The organism is Alkanindiges illinoisensis (assembly GCF_004377485.1).
Taxonomy (GTDB): Bacteria; Pseudomonadota; Gammaproteobacteria; order Pseudomonadales; family Moraxellaceae; genus Alkanindiges; species Alkanindiges illinoisensis_A.
Genome location: NZ_SNTY01000033.1, coordinates 1 through 17,868 on the forward strand (window position 1 = coordinate 1; position 17,868 = coordinate 17,868).

The 17,868-nt window shown below is 44.8% G+C and carries 18 protein-coding genes and 1 pseudogene; 9 read left to right on the forward strand and 10 right to left on the reverse strand.

Annotation, left to right across the window (positions count from 1 at the left end):
* Nucleotides 1–273: transposase (locus tag E2B99_RS08790; RefSeq protein ID WP_205669658.1), on the reverse strand; the 273-nt coding region annotated here is incomplete at its 3' end.
* 232 nt (nucleotides 274–505) lie between these two features.
* Between E2B99_RS08790 and E2B99_RS08795 the strand changes: the two genes are divergently transcribed.
* Nucleotides 506–1,555 carry a replication initiation protein gene (locus E2B99_RS08795; protein ID WP_134244625.1) on the forward strand — a complete coding sequence of 350 codons (1,050 nt, stop codon included), beginning with the start codon at nucleotides 506–508 and terminating at the stop codon, nucleotides 1,553–1,555.
* A gap of 47 nt (nucleotides 1,556–1,602) precedes the next feature.
* On the opposite strand, the gene E2B99_RS08800 is transcribed toward E2B99_RS08795, so the two are convergent.
* From E2B99_RS08800 to E2B99_RS08810, 3 genes are read right to left on the reverse strand one after another with little or no spacing between them, the layout of a single operon-like run.
* Nucleotides 1,603–2,034, reverse strand: a complete 432-nt coding sequence (locus E2B99_RS08800; RefSeq protein ID WP_026471955.1) for a hypothetical protein — start codon at nucleotides 2,032–2,034, stop codon at nucleotides 1,603–1,605.
* A gap of 7 nt (nucleotides 2,035–2,041) precedes the next feature.
* On the reverse strand, nucleotides 2,042–2,785 hold the full coding sequence (locus tag E2B99_RS08805) for a conjugal transfer protein TraL (RefSeq protein ID WP_134244626.1): 744 nt from the start codon (nucleotides 2,783–2,785) through the stop codon (nucleotides 2,042–2,044).
* 9 nt (nucleotides 2,786–2,794) lie between these two features.
* Nucleotides 2,795–3,058: a hypothetical protein gene (locus E2B99_RS08810; RefSeq protein WP_134244627.1), complete on the reverse strand. Its 264-nt coding sequence runs from the start codon at nucleotides 3,056–3,058 to the stop codon at nucleotides 2,795–2,797.
* Nucleotides 3,059–3,418: 360 nt separating this feature from the next.
* Here E2B99_RS08810 and E2B99_RS14745 point away from each other — a divergent pair, with 360 nt between their 5' ends.
* The 7 genes from E2B99_RS14745 to E2B99_RS14605 are packed head-to-tail and all read left to right on the forward strand — an operon-like array spanning nucleotide 3,419 to nucleotide 13,052.
* Entirely contained in the window at nucleotides 3,419–3,940 is a 522-nt protein-coding gene (locus E2B99_RS14745; RefSeq protein ID WP_205669659.1) for a plasmid mobilization protein, read from the forward strand.
* Nucleotides 3,937–5,886, forward strand: a complete 1,950-nt coding sequence (gene traI, locus E2B99_RS08820; protein ID WP_134244628.1) for a TraI/MobA(P) family conjugative relaxase — start codon at nucleotides 3,937–3,939, stop codon at nucleotides 5,884–5,886. The genes E2B99_RS14745 and traI overlap by 4 nt, the downstream gene beginning before the upstream one ends.
* Nucleotides 5,883–7,802 carry a type IV secretory system conjugative DNA transfer family protein gene (locus E2B99_RS08825; protein ID WP_240687782.1) on the forward strand — a complete coding sequence of 640 codons (1,920 nt, stop codon included), beginning with the start codon at nucleotides 5,883–5,885 and terminating at the stop codon, nucleotides 7,800–7,802. Before traI ends, E2B99_RS08825 begins: the two co-directional genes overlap by 4 nt.
* Nucleotides 7,799–8,410 (forward strand): S26 family signal peptidase, encoded by a 612-nt coding sequence (locus tag E2B99_RS08830; protein WP_134244629.1) that lies wholly within the window; start codon nucleotides 7,799–7,801, stop codon nucleotides 8,408–8,410. Before E2B99_RS08825 ends, E2B99_RS08830 begins: the two co-directional genes overlap by 4 nt.
* Before the next feature lie 15 nt (nucleotides 8,411–8,425).
* On the forward strand, nucleotides 8,426–9,004 hold the full coding sequence (locus E2B99_RS08835; protein ID WP_051526878.1) for a lytic transglycosylase domain-containing protein: 579 nt from the start codon (nucleotides 8,426–8,428) through the stop codon (nucleotides 9,002–9,004).
* Between the two features lie 41 nt (nucleotides 9,005–9,045).
* Entirely contained in the window at nucleotides 9,046–9,264 is a 219-nt protein-coding gene (locus E2B99_RS08840; RefSeq protein WP_026471961.1) for a hypothetical protein, read from the forward strand.
* Complete coding sequence (locus E2B99_RS14605) at nucleotides 9,261–13,052, forward strand: DUF5710 domain-containing protein (RefSeq protein ID WP_166739019.1); 3,792 nt, start codon at nucleotides 9,261–9,263, stop codon at nucleotides 13,050–13,052. The genes E2B99_RS08840 and E2B99_RS14605 overlap by 4 nt, the downstream gene beginning before the upstream one ends.
* 54 nt (nucleotides 13,053–13,106) lie before the next feature.
* Here E2B99_RS14605 and arsB read toward each other — a convergent pair whose 3' ends face one another.
* Genes arsB through E2B99_RS08875 form a run of 6 tightly spaced genes read right to left on the reverse strand, consistent with a single transcriptional unit; the run spans nucleotide 13,107 to nucleotide 16,706 of the window.
* On the reverse strand, nucleotides 13,107–14,126 hold the full coding sequence (gene arsB / locus E2B99_RS08850; protein ID WP_134244630.1) for an ACR3 family arsenite efflux transporter: 1,020 nt from the start codon (nucleotides 14,124–14,126) through the stop codon (nucleotides 13,107–13,109).
* 14 nt (nucleotides 14,127–14,140) lie between these two features.
* Entirely contained in the window at nucleotides 14,141–14,641 is a 501-nt protein-coding gene (locus E2B99_RS08855; RefSeq protein ID WP_134244631.1) for an arsenate reductase ArsC, read from the reverse strand.
* 36 nt (nucleotides 14,642–14,677) lie between these two features.
* Nucleotides 14,678–15,400, reverse strand: coding sequence for an arsenical resistance protein ArsH (gene arsH / locus E2B99_RS08860; protein ID WP_430981466.1), 723 nt, complete (start codon nucleotides 15,398–15,400; stop codon nucleotides 14,678–14,680).
* Nucleotides 15,390–15,824, reverse strand: coding sequence for an arsenate reductase (glutaredoxin) (gene arsC / locus E2B99_RS08865; RefSeq protein WP_026471965.1), 435 nt, complete (start codon nucleotides 15,822–15,824; stop codon nucleotides 15,390–15,392). Before arsC ends, arsH begins: the two co-directional genes overlap by 11 nt.
* Nucleotides 15,817–16,347 carry an arsenate reductase ArsC gene (locus E2B99_RS08870; RefSeq protein WP_134244633.1) on the reverse strand — a complete coding sequence of 177 codons (531 nt, stop codon included), beginning with the start codon at nucleotides 16,345–16,347 and terminating at the stop codon, nucleotides 15,817–15,819. Before E2B99_RS08870 ends, arsC begins: the two co-directional genes overlap by 8 nt.
* Nucleotides 16,348–16,379: 32 nt before the next feature.
* Complete coding sequence (locus tag E2B99_RS08875; protein WP_134244634.1) at nucleotides 16,380–16,706, reverse strand: ArsR/SmtB family transcription factor; 327 nt, start codon at nucleotides 16,704–16,706, stop codon at nucleotides 16,380–16,382.
* A 315-nt stretch (nucleotides 16,707–17,021) separates the two neighbouring features.
* Here E2B99_RS08875 and E2B99_RS08880 point away from each other — a divergent pair.
* Nucleotides 17,022–17,740, forward strand: a pseudogene (locus E2B99_RS08880) (transposase); the annotation flags it as partial.
* Nucleotides 17,741–17,868 lie beyond the last annotated feature (128 nt).

Sequence of the window (17,868 nt, forward strand, 5' to 3'; positions counted from 1 at the left end):
CTTCTTCACCAACTGTGGCTCAAACTCACCTGTACGGTCACGAGGAGTTTCCAGTTCAAATGAGCCTGATGTGGATTTTACAGTCTTACGAGTATAACCATTGCGGCGATTTCCTTGTTTCGGATGCTCTGCAATGTAATTCTCTATTTCTGCTTCAAGAGCCGCTTCTGTAAGCTGCTTAATGAGTGGCGTTAATATACCATTTTCTCCAGTCAATGCTTGACCTGACTGGAGTTGTTTTAAGGCTGTTTCAAAGTCAAAGGGATTTGCCATAATGTGTCATTCCTGTTTTTAACAGTGTAGGGAAATGACACAGTTTTTTGAACACTACCTTTTGTCCCGAATTTTGCAATTATCCCTAATATTATAAGCTAATGATTTAAAGTATATAATTTGTCTAACATTCTATCCCGTATAATTTTTTTTCAAAAAAGGACTTTATAATTCAATTATTCCTTTTTTAGGTTTACAATAGTGTTAGTCAAAGAATGAATGGATAAAAATAATGGCGGAAAACAGTAACAGCCAACTCGCCTTATATGTGCAACCGGACGATTTACTGGTTACCAGCAATTTACTGGTAGATACCAATATCGAAGTCACTATTAACGAAATCAAGATCATTTATCTGGCAATGGTGGCTGCCAGAAACATGAGAAATTTTGACAGCAATGTCTATGTCAAAGTGCATTCCAAAAACTTTGCCGAGTTAACTGGCCAGAAAGAAGAATCTGCAAAAAAGGTCATGTTCAGGGCGATTGAAACCCTTAAAGGCAGATCGGTTGAGTTTGAGGAAAAAAACCTAAACAATCCCAAACGTGATTCAATCACTGTGGTGCCGGTATTAAGTGGTATTCGCTATTATAAGGATGAACATGCTTTAGAGTTGCGCTTTACCCCGGAAGTCATACCGCATTTTACCAAGCTGGTTAACGGCAATTTCACAGTTAACAAGATTGGCTATCTGATGAAACTCGATAGCCTGTACGCAATGGAGTTTTACCGGTTTTTAAGAAAGGAAAACTTTAAGGATAAAGTGCTGATCCTGACACTGGAGCAAATCCGTATTTTCTTTAATGTGGTGGGTAAATACGACGATATTAAGGATTTAAAAGCCCGTGTGATTGACATTGCTGTTGACCAGATCAATACCCACACCGACATTATGGTCAATTATGAAAATGTCAGAACGGGACGAAAAGTTACCGGCCTGAAATTTGATTTTGCTGAAAAACCAAAACAGCTCACGCTTGATAAGCCTGCTGGTACTGGAAAAGTGGCTGGAACCAGTCCGAATCAGGAATTGCAGGATTTTATCAACACAGGCATCAACCAAGCCAATTATAAAATCATCAAGCCGACACTGACGGATTTTGATAACCGTAAAAATCAGGTTGAAGGCTTAAAGTATCTGTATGAAATCGCAAAACGTGCGAAAGTTTCACCGGATTTATTGATTTACCGGTTATCTTTGGAAGTGACTAAAGATAAAAACGTGATTTTTAATTACAACACGCTGGTTGGCTATGCTTTTAATCTTGCCAATGAGCAATAGACTTTCGTTAACGAAAGTCTATTGGTGAGTTTTACTTCATTTGTCAATCAGATTTTGAAGAAAATTATAATGAGAGCCAATAAAATAAGCGCACATAGGCCAATTAGCCCGTATAGCAGTAACGTTACCCTGTCCAGCTCAGGCTTAGGGTTGATAACTTGCTGGGCTTGCTGAACCTGAATTGCCTTAATCTGATCGCAGACCTCATCGACAGACTTTTGAAACTGCTGCTTCATGTACTGGCCGCTTTCAGTGATAAGCTGGCTTGCGATTTTTTTTGAGGCCTCTATGGAATCACTTTGCAGGATTGCTATGGATTGCTCATATTCATCCATTTTAAGCTGAAAATCTGAGATATAGCGTTTCAATAGTAATTCATTGAGCGTGAGTGTTACTAAAATTGGATCTGATTTATCCAGTAATACATGATGCTTCTTGGCGACTTCAGCGATCAGCTCAGCTATAAAATCCTCATTCATAGGTCACCTACATCACAATATCAAGTTGCTCAAACAAGCTTTTCTTGATCATTTTAAGGCGCTGCTTGGCCATCAGTTCAAATTCACTTGATGTAATTGCTTCATTGAACGTAAGGCGTTTATCCTGCATGAGCTGAATATCCTGCTCAAACGTCTGGGCGGCCCGTTTAGGGATCGTAATAATACCGGACACTTTATCCTTGTTATCGGTATAGGCCTTTAGCTTTTCAAAGCTTTTATCTTGTACCTCTACTTTGCCAAAGTATTCATTGAGCCAAACCACATTTTTCACATAAGGCGGCGTATTGTTCACCATTTGCGAAAATCCGTTTAGGGTATCCATCAAGGCCTGGCCACCGGTAATGACGCTATGGATCACGACCTGCTTGCCACAGTCCTTGAGCATTTCCATTGCATTGTTTTCTACCAGATAACCGAATAATGGAATAAATGAAGCTGCCCCATTATCGACAATCACGTCCTGTGAGCTATCAATGATCATTTCCATCATGCTGTCAAATTGACGGGTATCAATCACATTATTTTCGCGCATCAGCTCAATGCGATGGGCATTTAATGCCTTATAGCCTAAAAAGGTTGCATTCACCGGATCAGTGTCAATGCACAGCGGCGTTTCATTTTTTTCTAAATAATATTGCGCCAGGATTGAGGCGATAAAACTTTTTCCGACACCACCCTTGCCTTGCAAGATCAGATTAACTTCAGCCGGTTTATGATTTTCTGTACTCATTATTTATCCTCAGATTAAATTGTCAGGGTTTGGGTTTGGATCAAAGTTAAAACTTTTTATGCTGCTATCGTTCCCGGTTTTTTTCTTGAGCGCGGGTGAACTTTCATTATGGGGTACATCATTTTTTGGCAAGCCTTCAGAGGCCAATGGCCAGTCAGGGGAACTGGCCACCGGTGCAATTTTTAGCTGGCTTAATGTCTTGCGCGCAGTCTGGGTATAGCCTTTAGCCGCACTGATTCGTTGAAACTGGCTATAGGACAGGCCTTCTTTCACCGTTGGCAATTCCTCATAAATATCCAGTAATGAGTATCCCTGAAGGAATAATTCATTAAATTTTTCAAAATTCTGGAGCCAAAGTTTTAGCCCGGTGTTTCGCCTAGCTCTTTGTTTCATCTTGACCTTGTTATCAGCGTTTATATGCTTCTATAAGCGATTTTAAGCGTTTATATGCTCATAAACTATTACATTTTCGTTCTATAAGCGATTTTAAGCTTTTATAGGCGATAAATCCCCCTTTTGGTGTTTCTGATCATCCCCTAGGCGATTATAGTCTATTATAAGCGTTTATAGGCGATTACAGTTTAATATTGGAAGGCAAGATGTGTGTTGTAATATTACATGCAAGCATGTACCATGACAACACCTACACTTATTCGCTTTTTGCTCAACGTGTCATCTTGCCCTACGGGGTCGGTTTTACCTGTCGGTAAAACAAAATCTTGCTCATTGAGCAAGATTTATAAAGAATGTGCGTTTTGGGTTTTTAGGGTTGTCACGATGGTCGATAGCGAACAGGAAGCGGGGCCGAAAAAGGGCAAGCGGAACCGGGTATCAGTCCCCAGTTATTTTTTACCTGAAGAAAAGTTACTGCTTGAGGAAAAGGCCAAACAGTGCAGCTTATCGGTATCAAATTACATTCGGGATGTGAGTTTAGGCTATCAGCCAAAATCCACGAGCGATGCCAAAGCCGTCCTTGAGCTGGTCAGGATCAATGCCGACTTAGGGCGTTTAGGTGGTTTGTTAAAACTGCTGTTAACGGATGAAGGCAAGCATCTGGATGCAAAAGCGCACCGGCCACAGATTAATGAGCTGCTGCATCAAATTGGCGAGTTGCAGATGCAACTTAAAATTGAGGTTACGAGAATCAGGAAATGATTGCCAAGCGTGCAAAGAAAAGTGCTAGTCGTAGTTTAGTCAAAACTTACTGCTACATTGTGGACGTGAAAAACCGTTCAGCTTTGCAGGGCGTGGATGCTGGAACAAAAGTAGGGGATATCCGTTTTACCAATTTAGCCAGTCAGGATTTGGACATGGCCTTAATTGAAATGGAAGCCCTGCAAGCCATAAACACCCGTTCCAAATCGGATAAAAATTATCATCTAATTATTTCCTTTCCCATCCATGAAAAGCCTGACGCGCATATTTTAGAAAATATCGAACATGATCTATGCGCGTCGATTGGCTTTAGCGAACATCAACGGGTATCGGCAACCCATAATGACACTGACCATCTGCATTTACATATCCTGATCAATAAGATTCACCCTGAAACCTACAATAATATTGAGCCATTTTATGACTATAAGACCTTAATGGCAGAGTGTGAGGTCATCGAGGCAAAATATGGTCTTACCAAAACCAACCACACCAGTAAAAATCAAACCCAAGCCAGCAGCCAAGAAATCTTTAATGATGAGCAAAGCCTTATTTCTTTCGTTAACGAAAATTTGAAAGAAAAAATGAAAGAGGCGACAAGCTGGCAGGGAATGCACGCGCTATTAGCCGACCATGACTTAATAATTGCCAAGCGTGGGGCAGGGCTTGTGGTTAAAAACAGTGAAGGCATTGCCATAAAAGCATCCAGCATTGCCAGGGAATTTTCATTTAAAAAATTAACCGATCATTTAGGTGAGTTTGAGGAGTTTAACCATGAGCACCGAGATAGACCCGCAGACACCACTGCAAGCCTTGGAAACGATAGAGCCAGTAGAGCCGGAACAGACCCTGGAAACGCTGGAATTTCAGTTACAGGAGATGGTCATGGCAGAGCAGGGAGACGTGACGCATTTGGAGCCTTCCGAATGGATGAGCAAGGTCATCGCTCGCTTACCAATGGCCAAGCGTCCCTTGACACTGTGCGTTCGCTGTCCGGGGGCGATATGGTTCGTCAACAGTCAGGAAGTGAAATGCTTTTGTCGGGTGATGAGATTAGAGACATACAGCAAAAAAGAGCCGAACAATTTGCAAGATTGCGATGGACTAGAAATCGCATGGGCAGAAATGCAGCAGGCCTAAGCTATCAGAATCATCAGCAGCCACTGGCCAGCAAAAAGGGTAGTCCCCTATATTCCTCTTATTTGGTAGATCGCAAAAACCGCCAAATCAGGCAGCGGCAGATCAGGGCATCCCTACAATCTGAAAGTGCAAAATTCTACCAGCAGTTGCAACACTGGCATCAAGCCCGTAGCCAGATTATCAAAAAATCAAAATTACGCAGTGCAGACCGTAAGCTGGAGTGGAAAAAACTGGCTAATGAACGTCAGGCATTTGTTCAGCAATTCAAGCAAAAACAGGCACAGCAGCGTGAGGCCATACCCAAATTACTCGACTGGCCACAGTTCCTAAAACAGCAGGCATTAAAAGGCGATGAGCTGGCGGTTGAAAGCTTGCGTAAACGGGCTAAGGATAAATTTAAACTCTTTGATAACCAGATTCTAGGCTTGCCGGAAAAGACGTTTATTTACCATTCCTTAAAACCAGAAGTGAGAAAAAACGGCTCGATCGTCTATCAGCTTCGGGATGGGGGCAGCATTGTTGACCGGGAAGCGGATTTACAGGTGGAGCAGATTACCCAGCCTGCCGCATTTTTAGCCCTGACAATGGCCAAGGATAAGTTTGGCGCGCGCCCATTAGAAATTAATGGCAGTGATGATTTTAAAAATGCACTGATTGAGGCAGCCGTAGAGCACCGTTTAAATGTCACATTTGCCAATCAGGATATGGAAAAAATTCGCACCCGCAAAATGGGTGAGCTTGCCAAACAACCGCCACAACAATCAAATCAACAAGATGAAGCAATAAAACGAGGTAAATCAAGATGAAAGACTTAGAAAGTCAGAATAAGCGTATTTCAGCACCTCTGGTTTATTTAATGGGTATGCTGTTTTTAATTTTTTCTTTTATGGTGGTTGGTAGTGCGGCCACACAAAAGATGGTGACTATTTTTAACCATCATCCTGCCTTGGGCAAACCGCTGGTTGGCTCACTGTATGCCCCCTATAAGTTTTTAGTCTGGTATTTACAGTATAACGTCCCCGTTGGTCAGGGTTTACGGCCAAAACTGGATTTGGTGATTATTTGTGTCCTGATTGCTGAAGGCCTGTTATTCCTGGTTACAGTCTTTACCATTGGCCTGATTACCAAGTCATCACGCAAGAATAAGGATATTCATGGTTCGGCACGCTGGGCAGAGTTTGATGAGCTGCCGGATATGGGCTTATTACCGCAAAAAGGTAAAAAAGGCGAGGGCGTTTATGTTGGCGCAATCCGCGATAAACAAGGACGTTTGCATTATTTAAGGCACAATGGCCCTGAGCATGTGATTGGTATTGCGCCAACCCGTTCGGGTAAAGGGGTCGGCCTTGTGGTTCCCACAACCTTATCCTGGCCGCATTCGATGCTGATCAGTGATATGAAAGGCGAGTTATGGGCAATGACGTCAGGCTGGCGCAGCCAGTATGCCAATAATATATGCATTAAGTTTGACCCGGCTGCTGAACATGGCAGTGCCAGTTTTAATCCACTGGCCGAGATTCGCTTGGGGACACCGTATGAAGTCAGTGACACACAGAATCTTGTCACGATCCTGGTTGATCCCGAAGGGAAGGGCTTAAATGACCACTGGTCAAAGACCGGTAGCGCCTTACTGGTTGGTGTGATCCTTTATACCCTGTACCGGGTAAAGGAAGAAACCGGCGGTATTGCGAGCCTTAGTGAAGTGGCCATGACCATTTCAGACCCAAGCCAGCCGATTGATGAGCTTTGGAATGCCATGCTGTTTAACCAGTATGGTGAAAATGAAGCAGCACATATTAATATTGCGTCACCAGCGCGCGATATGCAGAACACCCCTGAAGAGGAACGTGGCTCGATTATTTCAACAGCGAGATCCTTTTTAACCCTGTATCGTGATCCGATTGTAGAGAAAAACACCAAATACAGTGACTTTACCGTTTCAGACCTGATGGATGCGGATAAACCGGTTTCCTTATACCTTGTAGTACGCCCAGGGGATAAAGACCGGTTAAAACCATTAATCCGCCTGATGCTGACCCAGATTCTACGGGTACTGATCCGCGATGAAATGAAAATAGGTGCTGATGGTGCAGCTAAAGCAGCCCATAAACACCGGCTTTTAATGATGCTGGATGAATTCCCAGGCTTTGGCCGCTTGAAAGTCTTTGAAGATGCACTGCCTTATATTGCTGGTTATGGCATTAAGGCCTACCTGATTGCCCAGGATATTGAACAGTTACGTGCCAGTGATGCGTATGGCCGTGAGGAAACCATTTCTGCAAATTGCCATGTCCGTATTGCCTATGCCCCTAATAAACTGGAAACCGCAGAATGGCTTTCTAAAATGTCTGGCCAGAAAACCCAGCACTCAGAAGAAATCTCAACCAGTGGCAACCGGTTTGGTGCCGTCATGGGCAATGTTAACCGGACATTTCATTCGTTTGCTCGTCCCCTATTAACCCCTGATGAATGCCTACGACTAAAAGCCCCCAAGAAAAGCCCGGATGGACTTAAAATTGTAGAATCCGGTGATTTGCTGGTTTTTGTCGCGGGTAATAACCCGGTCTATGGGGAACAATCCCTGTTCTTTATTGATCCGACATTTCAAAAGCGGGTTAAGGTTCCTGCCTTAAAAGAATCCCAGACCATCCGGCAGCGTACCGGTACTACGCAGGCGTCGCATCTGGCAGTTGATGAATTTGTGATGGGTGAGGGGACATGAAGCCGATATTACAGGGCATTCGGCGTCACAAGCTGGTCATTGCCTTATTCGGTTTTGGGCTGGTTGCGCTGGCTTTAAGCCAGTCCAACCTGCTGGTGAATGTATCGGACAGCTTGCCACCCGGCTTATGGTACATCAGCAAGCAGCCGGTCATTTTAGAGCACGGGCGCATTGTCACATTTTGTCCAACTTTAAGTGAATATGTAAAAGCAAATTATCACCTGGGCAATCAGAATCTGCGCTGGCTAAGACGCTGTAGCGAGCCGGTAGACAGTTTTACCAAACCCATTGCCGCCTTGCCCGGCGACACGGTACAGCTCACCAGTGACGCGATTTATGTCAATGGCCGGAAAATGGCAGGCCGTATCCATCGTGATGCGTATGGCCATGTAATCCCCAGTGTGGGCTTAGGTACTTATCTGGTTGCGCCCGGAACCTTCTGGGCAGTGTCCACGTATAACAAGGCCAGTTATGACAGCCGTTACCTTGGGGCAATTCCCATGAGCGCAATCCTTGGGGAAACCAGGCCGCTATGGGTGAGTAAAGTCAAAAAATTTTGCTGGATAACCGGTAAAGTCTCGCACTCAAAACAACAATGTTTAACCTAGTCATAGGAATGAATAATGATTATCCCTGCTGATGTTTTAGCGTGTGCTGCTGATGTTCACCCGCAAACCATTACCAAAGTGATTGAAGTCGAAAGTACCTATAACCCCAATGCAATTAATATTAATAATGGGCCTCGCGTCAAACCCAGAACCAAAGAGGAAGCTATCGCTATTGCCAGAAAATGGATAGCCAAAGGCTATAGCGTTGATGTTGGTTTTACCCAGATTAACAGCCGTAATTTTATGCGCTGGGGCTATAGTGTGGAGCAGGTCATTGAACCCTGCACCAATTTACGCTTGAGCGCCCGTCTATTGAATGATGGTTATGACCGGGCAAAGCTGATTCATGGTGAAGGGCAGGCAGCCCTAAAAGCGGCCTTGAGTGCCTATAACACCGGTAATTTAACCAAGGGCTTGCGAAACGGCTATGTGGCCAAGTATTACAAACCATCCAGAGCTACAACGACAACAGTTAGCTATACACCGAATACAACAATGAACCAGGCCGTTATCCGTGAGGATTTAACCCCCCAGATTTATGGTAATGACACCACCATTTTTGTTCGTCCAACCCGTAAGCCCGATAGTAATTAAAACAGCAATAGCCGTATGGCCATTAAAACAGGAGCAATATTATGCCAATGCCTAAAGACCAAAAATTTGATACTGAACTTTTAGATACACAAATGCAGGAACCGGTTATCACCAGTGACCAGAATATGCTGGGTGTTCCGGGTGTACTGGTAGAATTTGACCCGGATGAAGCGGATGCGTGGGGTGCAGTGGCCAGTGATCCCCGTGAAGTGGCAAGTGCATGGGAAGATGCAATTGCAGATAGTGGGGAGCAGCCATGAAAAAAGAGTATGTTGATGAGCTGGCCAGCCGACTAATTGAGCAGATTAAAAGCAATACCGCACCCTGGCAAAAACCCTGGCAGCCTGGTGTACCCAATGCCAGTTTGCCGATCAATGTAGTAACCGCTAAACCCTATAATGGCATGAACCTGATTAACCTTATGTCCAAGGCTGAATACCAGGGGTATGACGATCCGCGCTGGATGACCTATAAGCAGGCACAAGGCTTAGGTGGCCAGGTTAAAAAGGGTGAAAAAGGCACATCCATTCATTACTGGAAATTTTTTGATGAAAAAGTTATCAAGGATGAAAATAACAAGCCGGTACTGGATGAACATGGTAAACCTAAAAAAATAAGAATCCAGCTTGAGCGCCCCCAGGTATTTTTTGCGACAGTCTTTAATGCCAATCAGGTTGACGGCCTGCCCCCACTGACACACACCATTCCGGTCAAGGAAGAATGGGAGCGTCACCAGCAGGCCGAACAGATTTTAAATGCGTCCGGTGTACCGATCCGGCATCTAAGTGGTGATAAGGCCTACTATTCTCCAGGTTTAGATAGAATCACTATGCCGGAACGCCAGCAATTTGATAGTGGCGATAAATATTATGCGACAGCACTACATGAGCTTGGCCATGCGACTGGCCATCCCAGCCGGTTAAATCGTGATTTAACCGGTGGCTTTGGCAGTGAGAGCTACGCCAAAGAGGAGTTACGCGCTGAAATTGCTTCCATGATGATCGGGCAGGAGTTGCAGATTGGCCACGACCCCGGCCAGCATGTTGCTTATCTGCAAAGCTGGGTAAAAGTGCTTGAGAACGACCCCAAGGAAATTTTCAGGGCAGCGCGTGATGCTGAGCAAATAACCAAGTTTGTTATGGCATTACAGCAACAACAGGAACAGACCCAGACTGAAGATCAGTCCATACTTTCGTTAACGAAAATTGATCAGTCTTACCAGTCAGTTGACAATTTGGCACTGACCAGCCCATTACAGGCCTGGCAACTTTTGGAGCAGGCTGCAAAAAGCAGGGGATATACTGCAAAGCTTAACATTGAAGAAAACCCGGACAATATTGCCCTGTCCAAGATTGAGGTCAATTATTTTAACGATAGTGGCATCCTGCCTTTTTCAAACACCATTGGCGGTAATGGCTTTGTCCGGGCAATTGAAAATAATCAAATCCTGCCATACAACACCAATATTGCTGAAGTCATTGGGCCTATCCTGATAGACATGATAGATCGGCATGAAAACCGGCTAAAACCGGTTAACCCTGTTGATACCAGTTTACTAGATGAGTTTGCCACACATAAGGCCAGTTATCCGGGTTTGTCAAATCCACTGGATTCATGGAATCACATTAGCCAATATGCTCAAAACATGGGCTACAGTGCCGATGTGAGCAGAAACCCGGATACCAGCGAGGGCGCATCCCCCTACCTGATCGAATATTACGACCAAGACCGGAAAACCGGTGTGCAGTCCCTGATGGAAGTAGACGGCAAAGTCTTAACGCAATTTGATCAGGTACGAACCCAGGGTACAGGTTACACGTCAGACGAAGTCTGGCAGCAGGACAGTTTAAGGGCGGCACTGCAAAAGGATTTTGACCAGAAAATCACCCAGCTTGCCAAAGTACCTAACGATGAGCGCAACCAGTCTTTACTGGCAGGCCTGACCACACTGGCCGAATTCGACAAGCAGGGCGAATTTTACCAGTCAGAAAATGCACCCTATCGTCAAAGTATCCTGGATAACCTGATCCGGGAAAATTTTGATAATCCTAAATTTACCGGCATTTCACTTCCCCATACAGACGGCGGTCATATTCTGGTTGAGAAGTCAGCCCAAGCAGCAGGCCAATGGCAGGTTACGATCTTTGACAGTGCAGGAGAACCGATCCGGGATAATGGCACACAGGACAAGCGAGAGGCCTTGGAGACGTTCTTTAGCGGCGTTCACATTGAGGCATCAGTTACCGGTTTAGCGAAACGTGAGAAAATCTATTTAGATGTACCCTACCATGAGAAAAATGAGGTGAAAGGGCTAGGGGCCAAATGGGATAAAAAAGAAAAGGCTTGGTATATTATGAGCGATCAAAATAATGTGTCATTTAATAAATGGATAGCATCGGACAATAAGCCTGAAGCAACCAATACCATTAATCCTGAACCCAGTCAGGCCAGCAGCCAGAAAGTTTATCTAACCGTTCCGTTTGCCGATAAGGAAAGCGTAAAGGCCTTGGGCGCAAAATGGGATGATAAGGAAAAAGCCTGGTATATCGCTGCCGATACCAGTCAGGAACCCTTTAGCAAATGGTTGCCCGGTGATACGGATAATACCCTACTCATCACTGTGCCGGTATTGCCGGTTGAGCTAAAAGAAAATACCAGTGAACACAATGTTTTTCTTGCAGTTCCATATGAGGAACGTGACGCTGCCAAAGAGTGCGGTGCCAGATGGGACAATGAACAAAAATTGTGGTATGCCCCTGAAGGCACCGATTTAACGCCACTTCAGAACTGGCTACCTGAAAACCAGCCCTATACTGACCATCATGTTCATATGGACTTACCACATCAGCAAGTGGCTGATCCGCGCGTTGAATTTGCCGCTGCCTTGCGTGAAGCCGGTTTAGTGATTGAGGGCGAACCCCAGATGGACGGCAAGTTGCAACGTGTCCGGGTGGAAGGCGATACATCATCAGAGCTAAGTGGAGCCTATAAAGGTCATTTGGATGGACGGCCAGCCGGTTATATCAAGAATTTTAGAACTGGCCTTGAGCAAAAATGGAAATCAACCGGCAAGCTGGATGGAGCTGTTAATACTGCAAGACTACGTGCTGAAGCTGCCCAGCGTCGCCAGAATAATGCGACCCAGCAAGAACATTTATATGAGCAGGTTGCAGAAAAAGCCGAACTGATTATGGATTTTGCCGAACCGTGCATTACCCATCGTTACTTACAGGAAAAAGATGTTTTACCACATGGCTTAAAAATAGTACCTGAAGGTAATCAGCAACTGGCCGACAAAGGCATCCTGATCGGCAATGACTGGAAGCAGTCTAAAGAACTTCGTGAAGCCCATCCTGATGCAATCGTTTTAACTAAGGGTGATCTTATTGTTCCGGCATACGATGCTCAAGGAAAGTTATGGACGATGCAGACGATTGGCCATAATGGGTTTAAGTCATTCTTAAAAGACGGCAAGAAATCAGGAAACTTCTTTTTGCTTGGCCAGCCTGAGCCGGGCAAACCGATCATTGCTGCCGAGGGTTTTGCAACTGCTGCAACCCTACGCGAAGTCACCAATCAGGTTGTTGCGGTTGCCTTTGATTCAGGAAACCTTAATGCAGTGGCCATGACCCTGCGTGAGCAATATGAGCCGGGTAAGCTGTATATTGCCGCAGACAATGATCATGTCAAGGAAGCAGAGCGCCGGGCAGCCGGGCATACCCATAACTTAAACGTGGGCATTGAAAAGGCACAGCAGGCCGCTCGAGCCAACCAGGGTTTTGTGCTAACTCCAAAGTTTAAGGCAGATGATAAGGGTACGGACTGGAACGACTTAAAGCGTAGTCAGGGCGTTGAAGTGGTAAAAACCCAGTTACGGCAAGCCCTGGCCATTGCCCAGCTTCAGGAAAATAAGGCAAAAGTGGTAGAACATAGTATTGCCGCCACCCAGCAACAGGTAGAGAGCAATAGTGTAGAGCCGGAAACTCTCGTTAAAAAGCTGATCCGGCATCCTGAGCAAAAACAAAATAGGGGATTAAGATTGTCTTAGTTCTAATGTTTACAAAGCTTTCGTTAACGAAAGCTTTGTAATAATCAATTACTTTTAGCCTCTTTCGTACCAGCCTTTGGTTTGATTCACTACGCGTACTACGACTAGCATCAGGGGTACTTCAATCAATACACCAACTACGGTGGCTAATGCTGCACCGGAATGAAAACCAAACAGGCTAATCGCCGCGGCAACTGCCAGCTCAAAGAAATTGGATGCACCAATTAAGGCTGAAGGGCAGGCGATATTGTGCTTTTCACCCACAGCGCGGTTGAGCCAGTAAGCCAGTGATGAATTAAAAATCACCTGAATTAAAATCGGCACTGCCAGCAAGGCAATGACCAGCGGTTGCTCAATAATCGCCTGACCCTGAAAGGCAAACAGTAAAACCAGCGTTGCCAGTAAAGCAGTAATCGACCACGGACTAATCATTTCCATCGCACGATCAAAACTGGCTTGGCCTTTTTGCAATAAGACTTTGCGTAAGAGCTGGGCAATGATCACCGGTACGATAATGTACAGCACGACGGAGATAATCAACGTATCCCAAGGCACAATAATGGCTGATAAGCCCAGCAGTAAAGCCACAATGGGTGCAAAGGCCACCACCATAATGGCATCATTCAATGCCACTTGGGACAGTGTAAACAGCGGATCGCCATTGGTCAGCCGACTCCAGACAAACACCATTGCGGTACAAGGTGCTGCTGCCAGCAGAATGAGCCCGGCAATATAACTATCCAAGTGATCAGCCGGTAGCCATGGGGCAAAAATATGCCGGATAAACAGCCAAGCCAGAAAAGCCATGGAAAAGGGTTTTACCAGCCAGTTAACAAATAGCGTCACCCCGATGCCTTTGACATGATGGCGCACATCCATAAGCGCTGAAAAGTCCACTTTAAGCAGCATGGGAATAATCATTACCCAGATCAGCAGACCCACGGGTAGGTTCACCTTGGCAATTTCCATATGTCCAATGGCTTGAAACAAACTCGGAAAAAACTGGCCTAAAGCAATGCCAACGATAATGCACAGGAAAACCCAGACCGTCAGGTAGCGTTCAAAAATGCTCATGGCTTATATCCTTTTTAAACCTCAGTATCGCCAATGGCTTGTAATTCAGTGGTCAGTTGTCCGGTGGTTAGCTGATCAATTGGCAACTGCATGAGGGCTTCTACTTTTTTGCGGATTTGTGCAAAGGTTTTAGTAAAGGCCGTACGTTTATCGTCATCGTTGCCATTCACATGCGAGGGATCAGCAAAACCCCAGTGTACCTTGATGGGGCTACCGCGCCATAATGGACAGCTTTCACCCGCTGCGCTATCACAAACGGTAATCACAATATCCATGGGAGTAGCATCCGGCTGTGAGAACTCATCCCAGCTTTTGCTGCGTACCGTTGAGGTGTCATAGCCAATGGTTTGCGCTTGTTCAACCGCAAATGGATTTACCCGGCCCATGGGCTGGCTACCCGCGCTATAGGCCTTAAAACGTCCTTGTCCCAGCACATTGATGAGTGCTTCCCCCATAATGCTGCGGGCCGAGTTGCCCGTGCACAGCACCAATACATTCCAGATTTTTTGACCCATGGATTTCCCCAAGATAATTATTTAAACATAGAAAACTTAAATACTTTTTTGATTAACCCGTTTTGACAGTTCTTCTGCCGATTCCTTACGTTCCGAATAACGATCTACCAGATAATCCTGACGACCACGCAGCAACAGGGTAAATTTCACCAGCTCTTCCATCACATCAACCACCCGGTCATACAGGGCTGACGGCTTCATCCGTCCTCCGTCATCAAACTCCAAGAATGCCTTGGGAACCGAGGATTGATTGGGAATGGTAAACATGCGCATCCAGCGGCCTAAAATGCGTAGCTGGTTTACTGCATTAAATGATTGCGAGCCACCACTCACCTGCATGAGTGCAAGGGTTTTGCCCTGTGTGGGTCGTACCGCACCCTGTGATAAAGGAATCCAGTCAATCTGGCTTTTCATGATGCCGGTCATGGCACCATGTCGCTCCGGAGTACACCACACCATGCCTTCTGACCATAAGGCCAGACTGCGCAGCTCCTGTACCTTAACGTGGCTTTCATCCTCACTATCTGGTAAAGGCAAGCCATCGGCATGGAATACCTTAACCTCACAGCCCATGTATTCCAGCAGGCGTTGTGCTTCTAATGCCAGAAAACGGCTATAGGAGCGCTTACGCAATGAACCATATAAAATCAAAATACGTGGTGGGTGACTCAGCGCCTGATCTGTTTCAACCTGTAGCTTGGTGGGTGCCAGCAACAGGTCAGTATCCAGACTGGGTAACTCATGCGGCTTAGTTGACACGGTTGCCCTCCGCATTAATGACCCGTTCACCATCTTCCTTGGTAAAGGCATTTAATTGAGGCAGTGGCAAAATATCCAGTACTACTTCAGAAGGCCGACACAGGCGAATGCCCAGTTCAGTCACCACAATAGGCCGGTTAATCAGGATCGGATGCTGAAGCATGGCATCAAGCAGCTGATCATCAGTCCATACCGGATCATCCAGATTAAGCTGGATGTATGGCTCAACATTTTTGCGTAGCACTTCCCGAATACTTAGGCCTGTCCCTGCGATAAGGGTCACCAGTTGTTCCCGACTTGGCGGGTTATTCAGATATTCAATAATCTCAGGTTCAATACCGGTATTACGGATCAGTGCTAGTGTATTGCGTGAGGTACCACAATTGGGGTTATGGTAAATCACCACAGTTTTAGAATTAGTCATATTCTGGACTCAGGGTTAGTTGCCCGATTTGATTTAATTCCTGTTGTAAGGAAGTGCGTTCAAGCGTATGCAAGGGTAAGGCTGCAAAAATCTGGATACGATTGCGCAACTGGTGAAAAGTCTTTAAGAAATATTTACGTGTCTCGTCAGGATTACCCTCAAAGCGGGCAGGATCTTCTAAACCCCAGTGTGCTGAAATGGGTTGACCCGGCCACACTGGACAAGTCTGGCCAGCCGCTTTATCACAAACGGTAAAAATAAAATCCATATGCGGTGCATTGGTCTGACTAAACTCATCCCAGCTTTTACTGCGTAGGTTTTCAGTGGGATAACCAATAGATTGCACCAACTCAATGACATAGGGATTAATCACGCCTGTGGGATCACTGCCAGCACTGTAGGCCTGAAATTTTTGGTCGGGTAAACTGTTGAAAATAGCCTCAGCCATAATGCTACGTGCTGAGTTACCAGTGCATAAAATTAAAACGTTAAAGCGCTTATCCACCGCATGATCAAGGGACATATTTATTTCCTGATAATAACCCCTGAAAATTTTCAGGTCTGATTGAGGTCGCACCCCACCTCTGGCGTGCAGGGAACCCCGTTACAACAGTTTTCGGTGAGATAAGCCAGCAAGGTATTCATGGTGTCAAAATTGGCACTATAGATGACATAGCGCCCCTCTTGCTTTGAAGTGACCATATCAGCATGGCTCATTTCCTTAAGATGAAAAGACAGGGATGATGGGGCAATCCCAGTAGATTCACTAATACGGCCAGCAGGCATGCCATCAGGCCCTGCTTGAACCAATAGACGGAAAATAGCGAGGCGGGATTCTTGGGCGAGTGCTGCCAATGCAGCAACAATCAATTTAGTTTCCATAATTCAATAATATTTGAAATATGGAATTAAGTAAACATAATTTTATAAGTTTTCAAGGTGGTTAAAAATTTATTTTAGACAAATTGCGACAACAAGGAATTCTGAATAATTAATAGAATCGGTAATCAAAATTTTCCACTTTAAAGAATTCTATATTTTTTGCAGAAATGATAAGGATGAAATAAAATTTTTATAATTAAGCAGTTGTTTAACCAGAAGATACTCAAAAGTAGTAAGAGGCTTTGGTAATGCACCCTGCAAATAATTGAACTCAAAAGTAGAAAATCGAATAACCTTTATCTAGGGAGATTTTCTATGAAAACATCTAAATATTCAGACAGCCTAATCATGAGTATTTTGAAACAAGCTGAAGCAGGAACTCCTGTTCCGAACCTATGTCGCGAACATGGCATGAGCACTGCAACATTTTACAAGTGGAAGTCTAAGTATGGCGGCATGGAACTTTCCATGATGACCAGACTTAAAGAACTAGAGGCTGAAAATGCTCGCCTAAAACGTATGTATGCGGATGAACGGCTGAAATCAGATATCCTGCAAGATGCACTTTCAAAAAAGTTTTAAGGCCAACTCAGCGTAAATCACTTGCTCAGCAAGTTGTTGAGCAATATAAAATATCGGTGAGCAAGGCCTGCCTCATGTTTAAAGTTAGTCAAACCTGTTATCGCTACACAGCGCAAATTCAAGAGCAAAATGTGATCATCGCAGACTGGCTGAGCAAGCTCACCAGTGAGAATAAGACTTGGGGATTTAAGCTTTGCTTTTTATACCTGCGTAACGTCAAAGGCTACCCTTGGAACCATAAACGTGTTTATCGGATTTATAAGGAGCTTGAACTTAACCTTCGCATTAAACCGAACAAACGTATTAGGCGAGAACAACCTAAACCCCTTGAGGTACCAATGGCTAAGAATGAATCATGGTCAATGGACTTTATGCACGATCAACTCAGTGATGGACGTAATTACCGTGTTCACAACGTAATTGATGATTATAACCGTGAGTCCTTAGACATAATGATGTGTGCTGATAAAAACGGAAGCTTTCACTTGGTAAACTAAACGTACTCATCAGGAGTTTACCATGAGCAAAAAACCAAAGTTTTATACAGCGGAATTCAAAGCTGAAGCTATAAAACAGATTG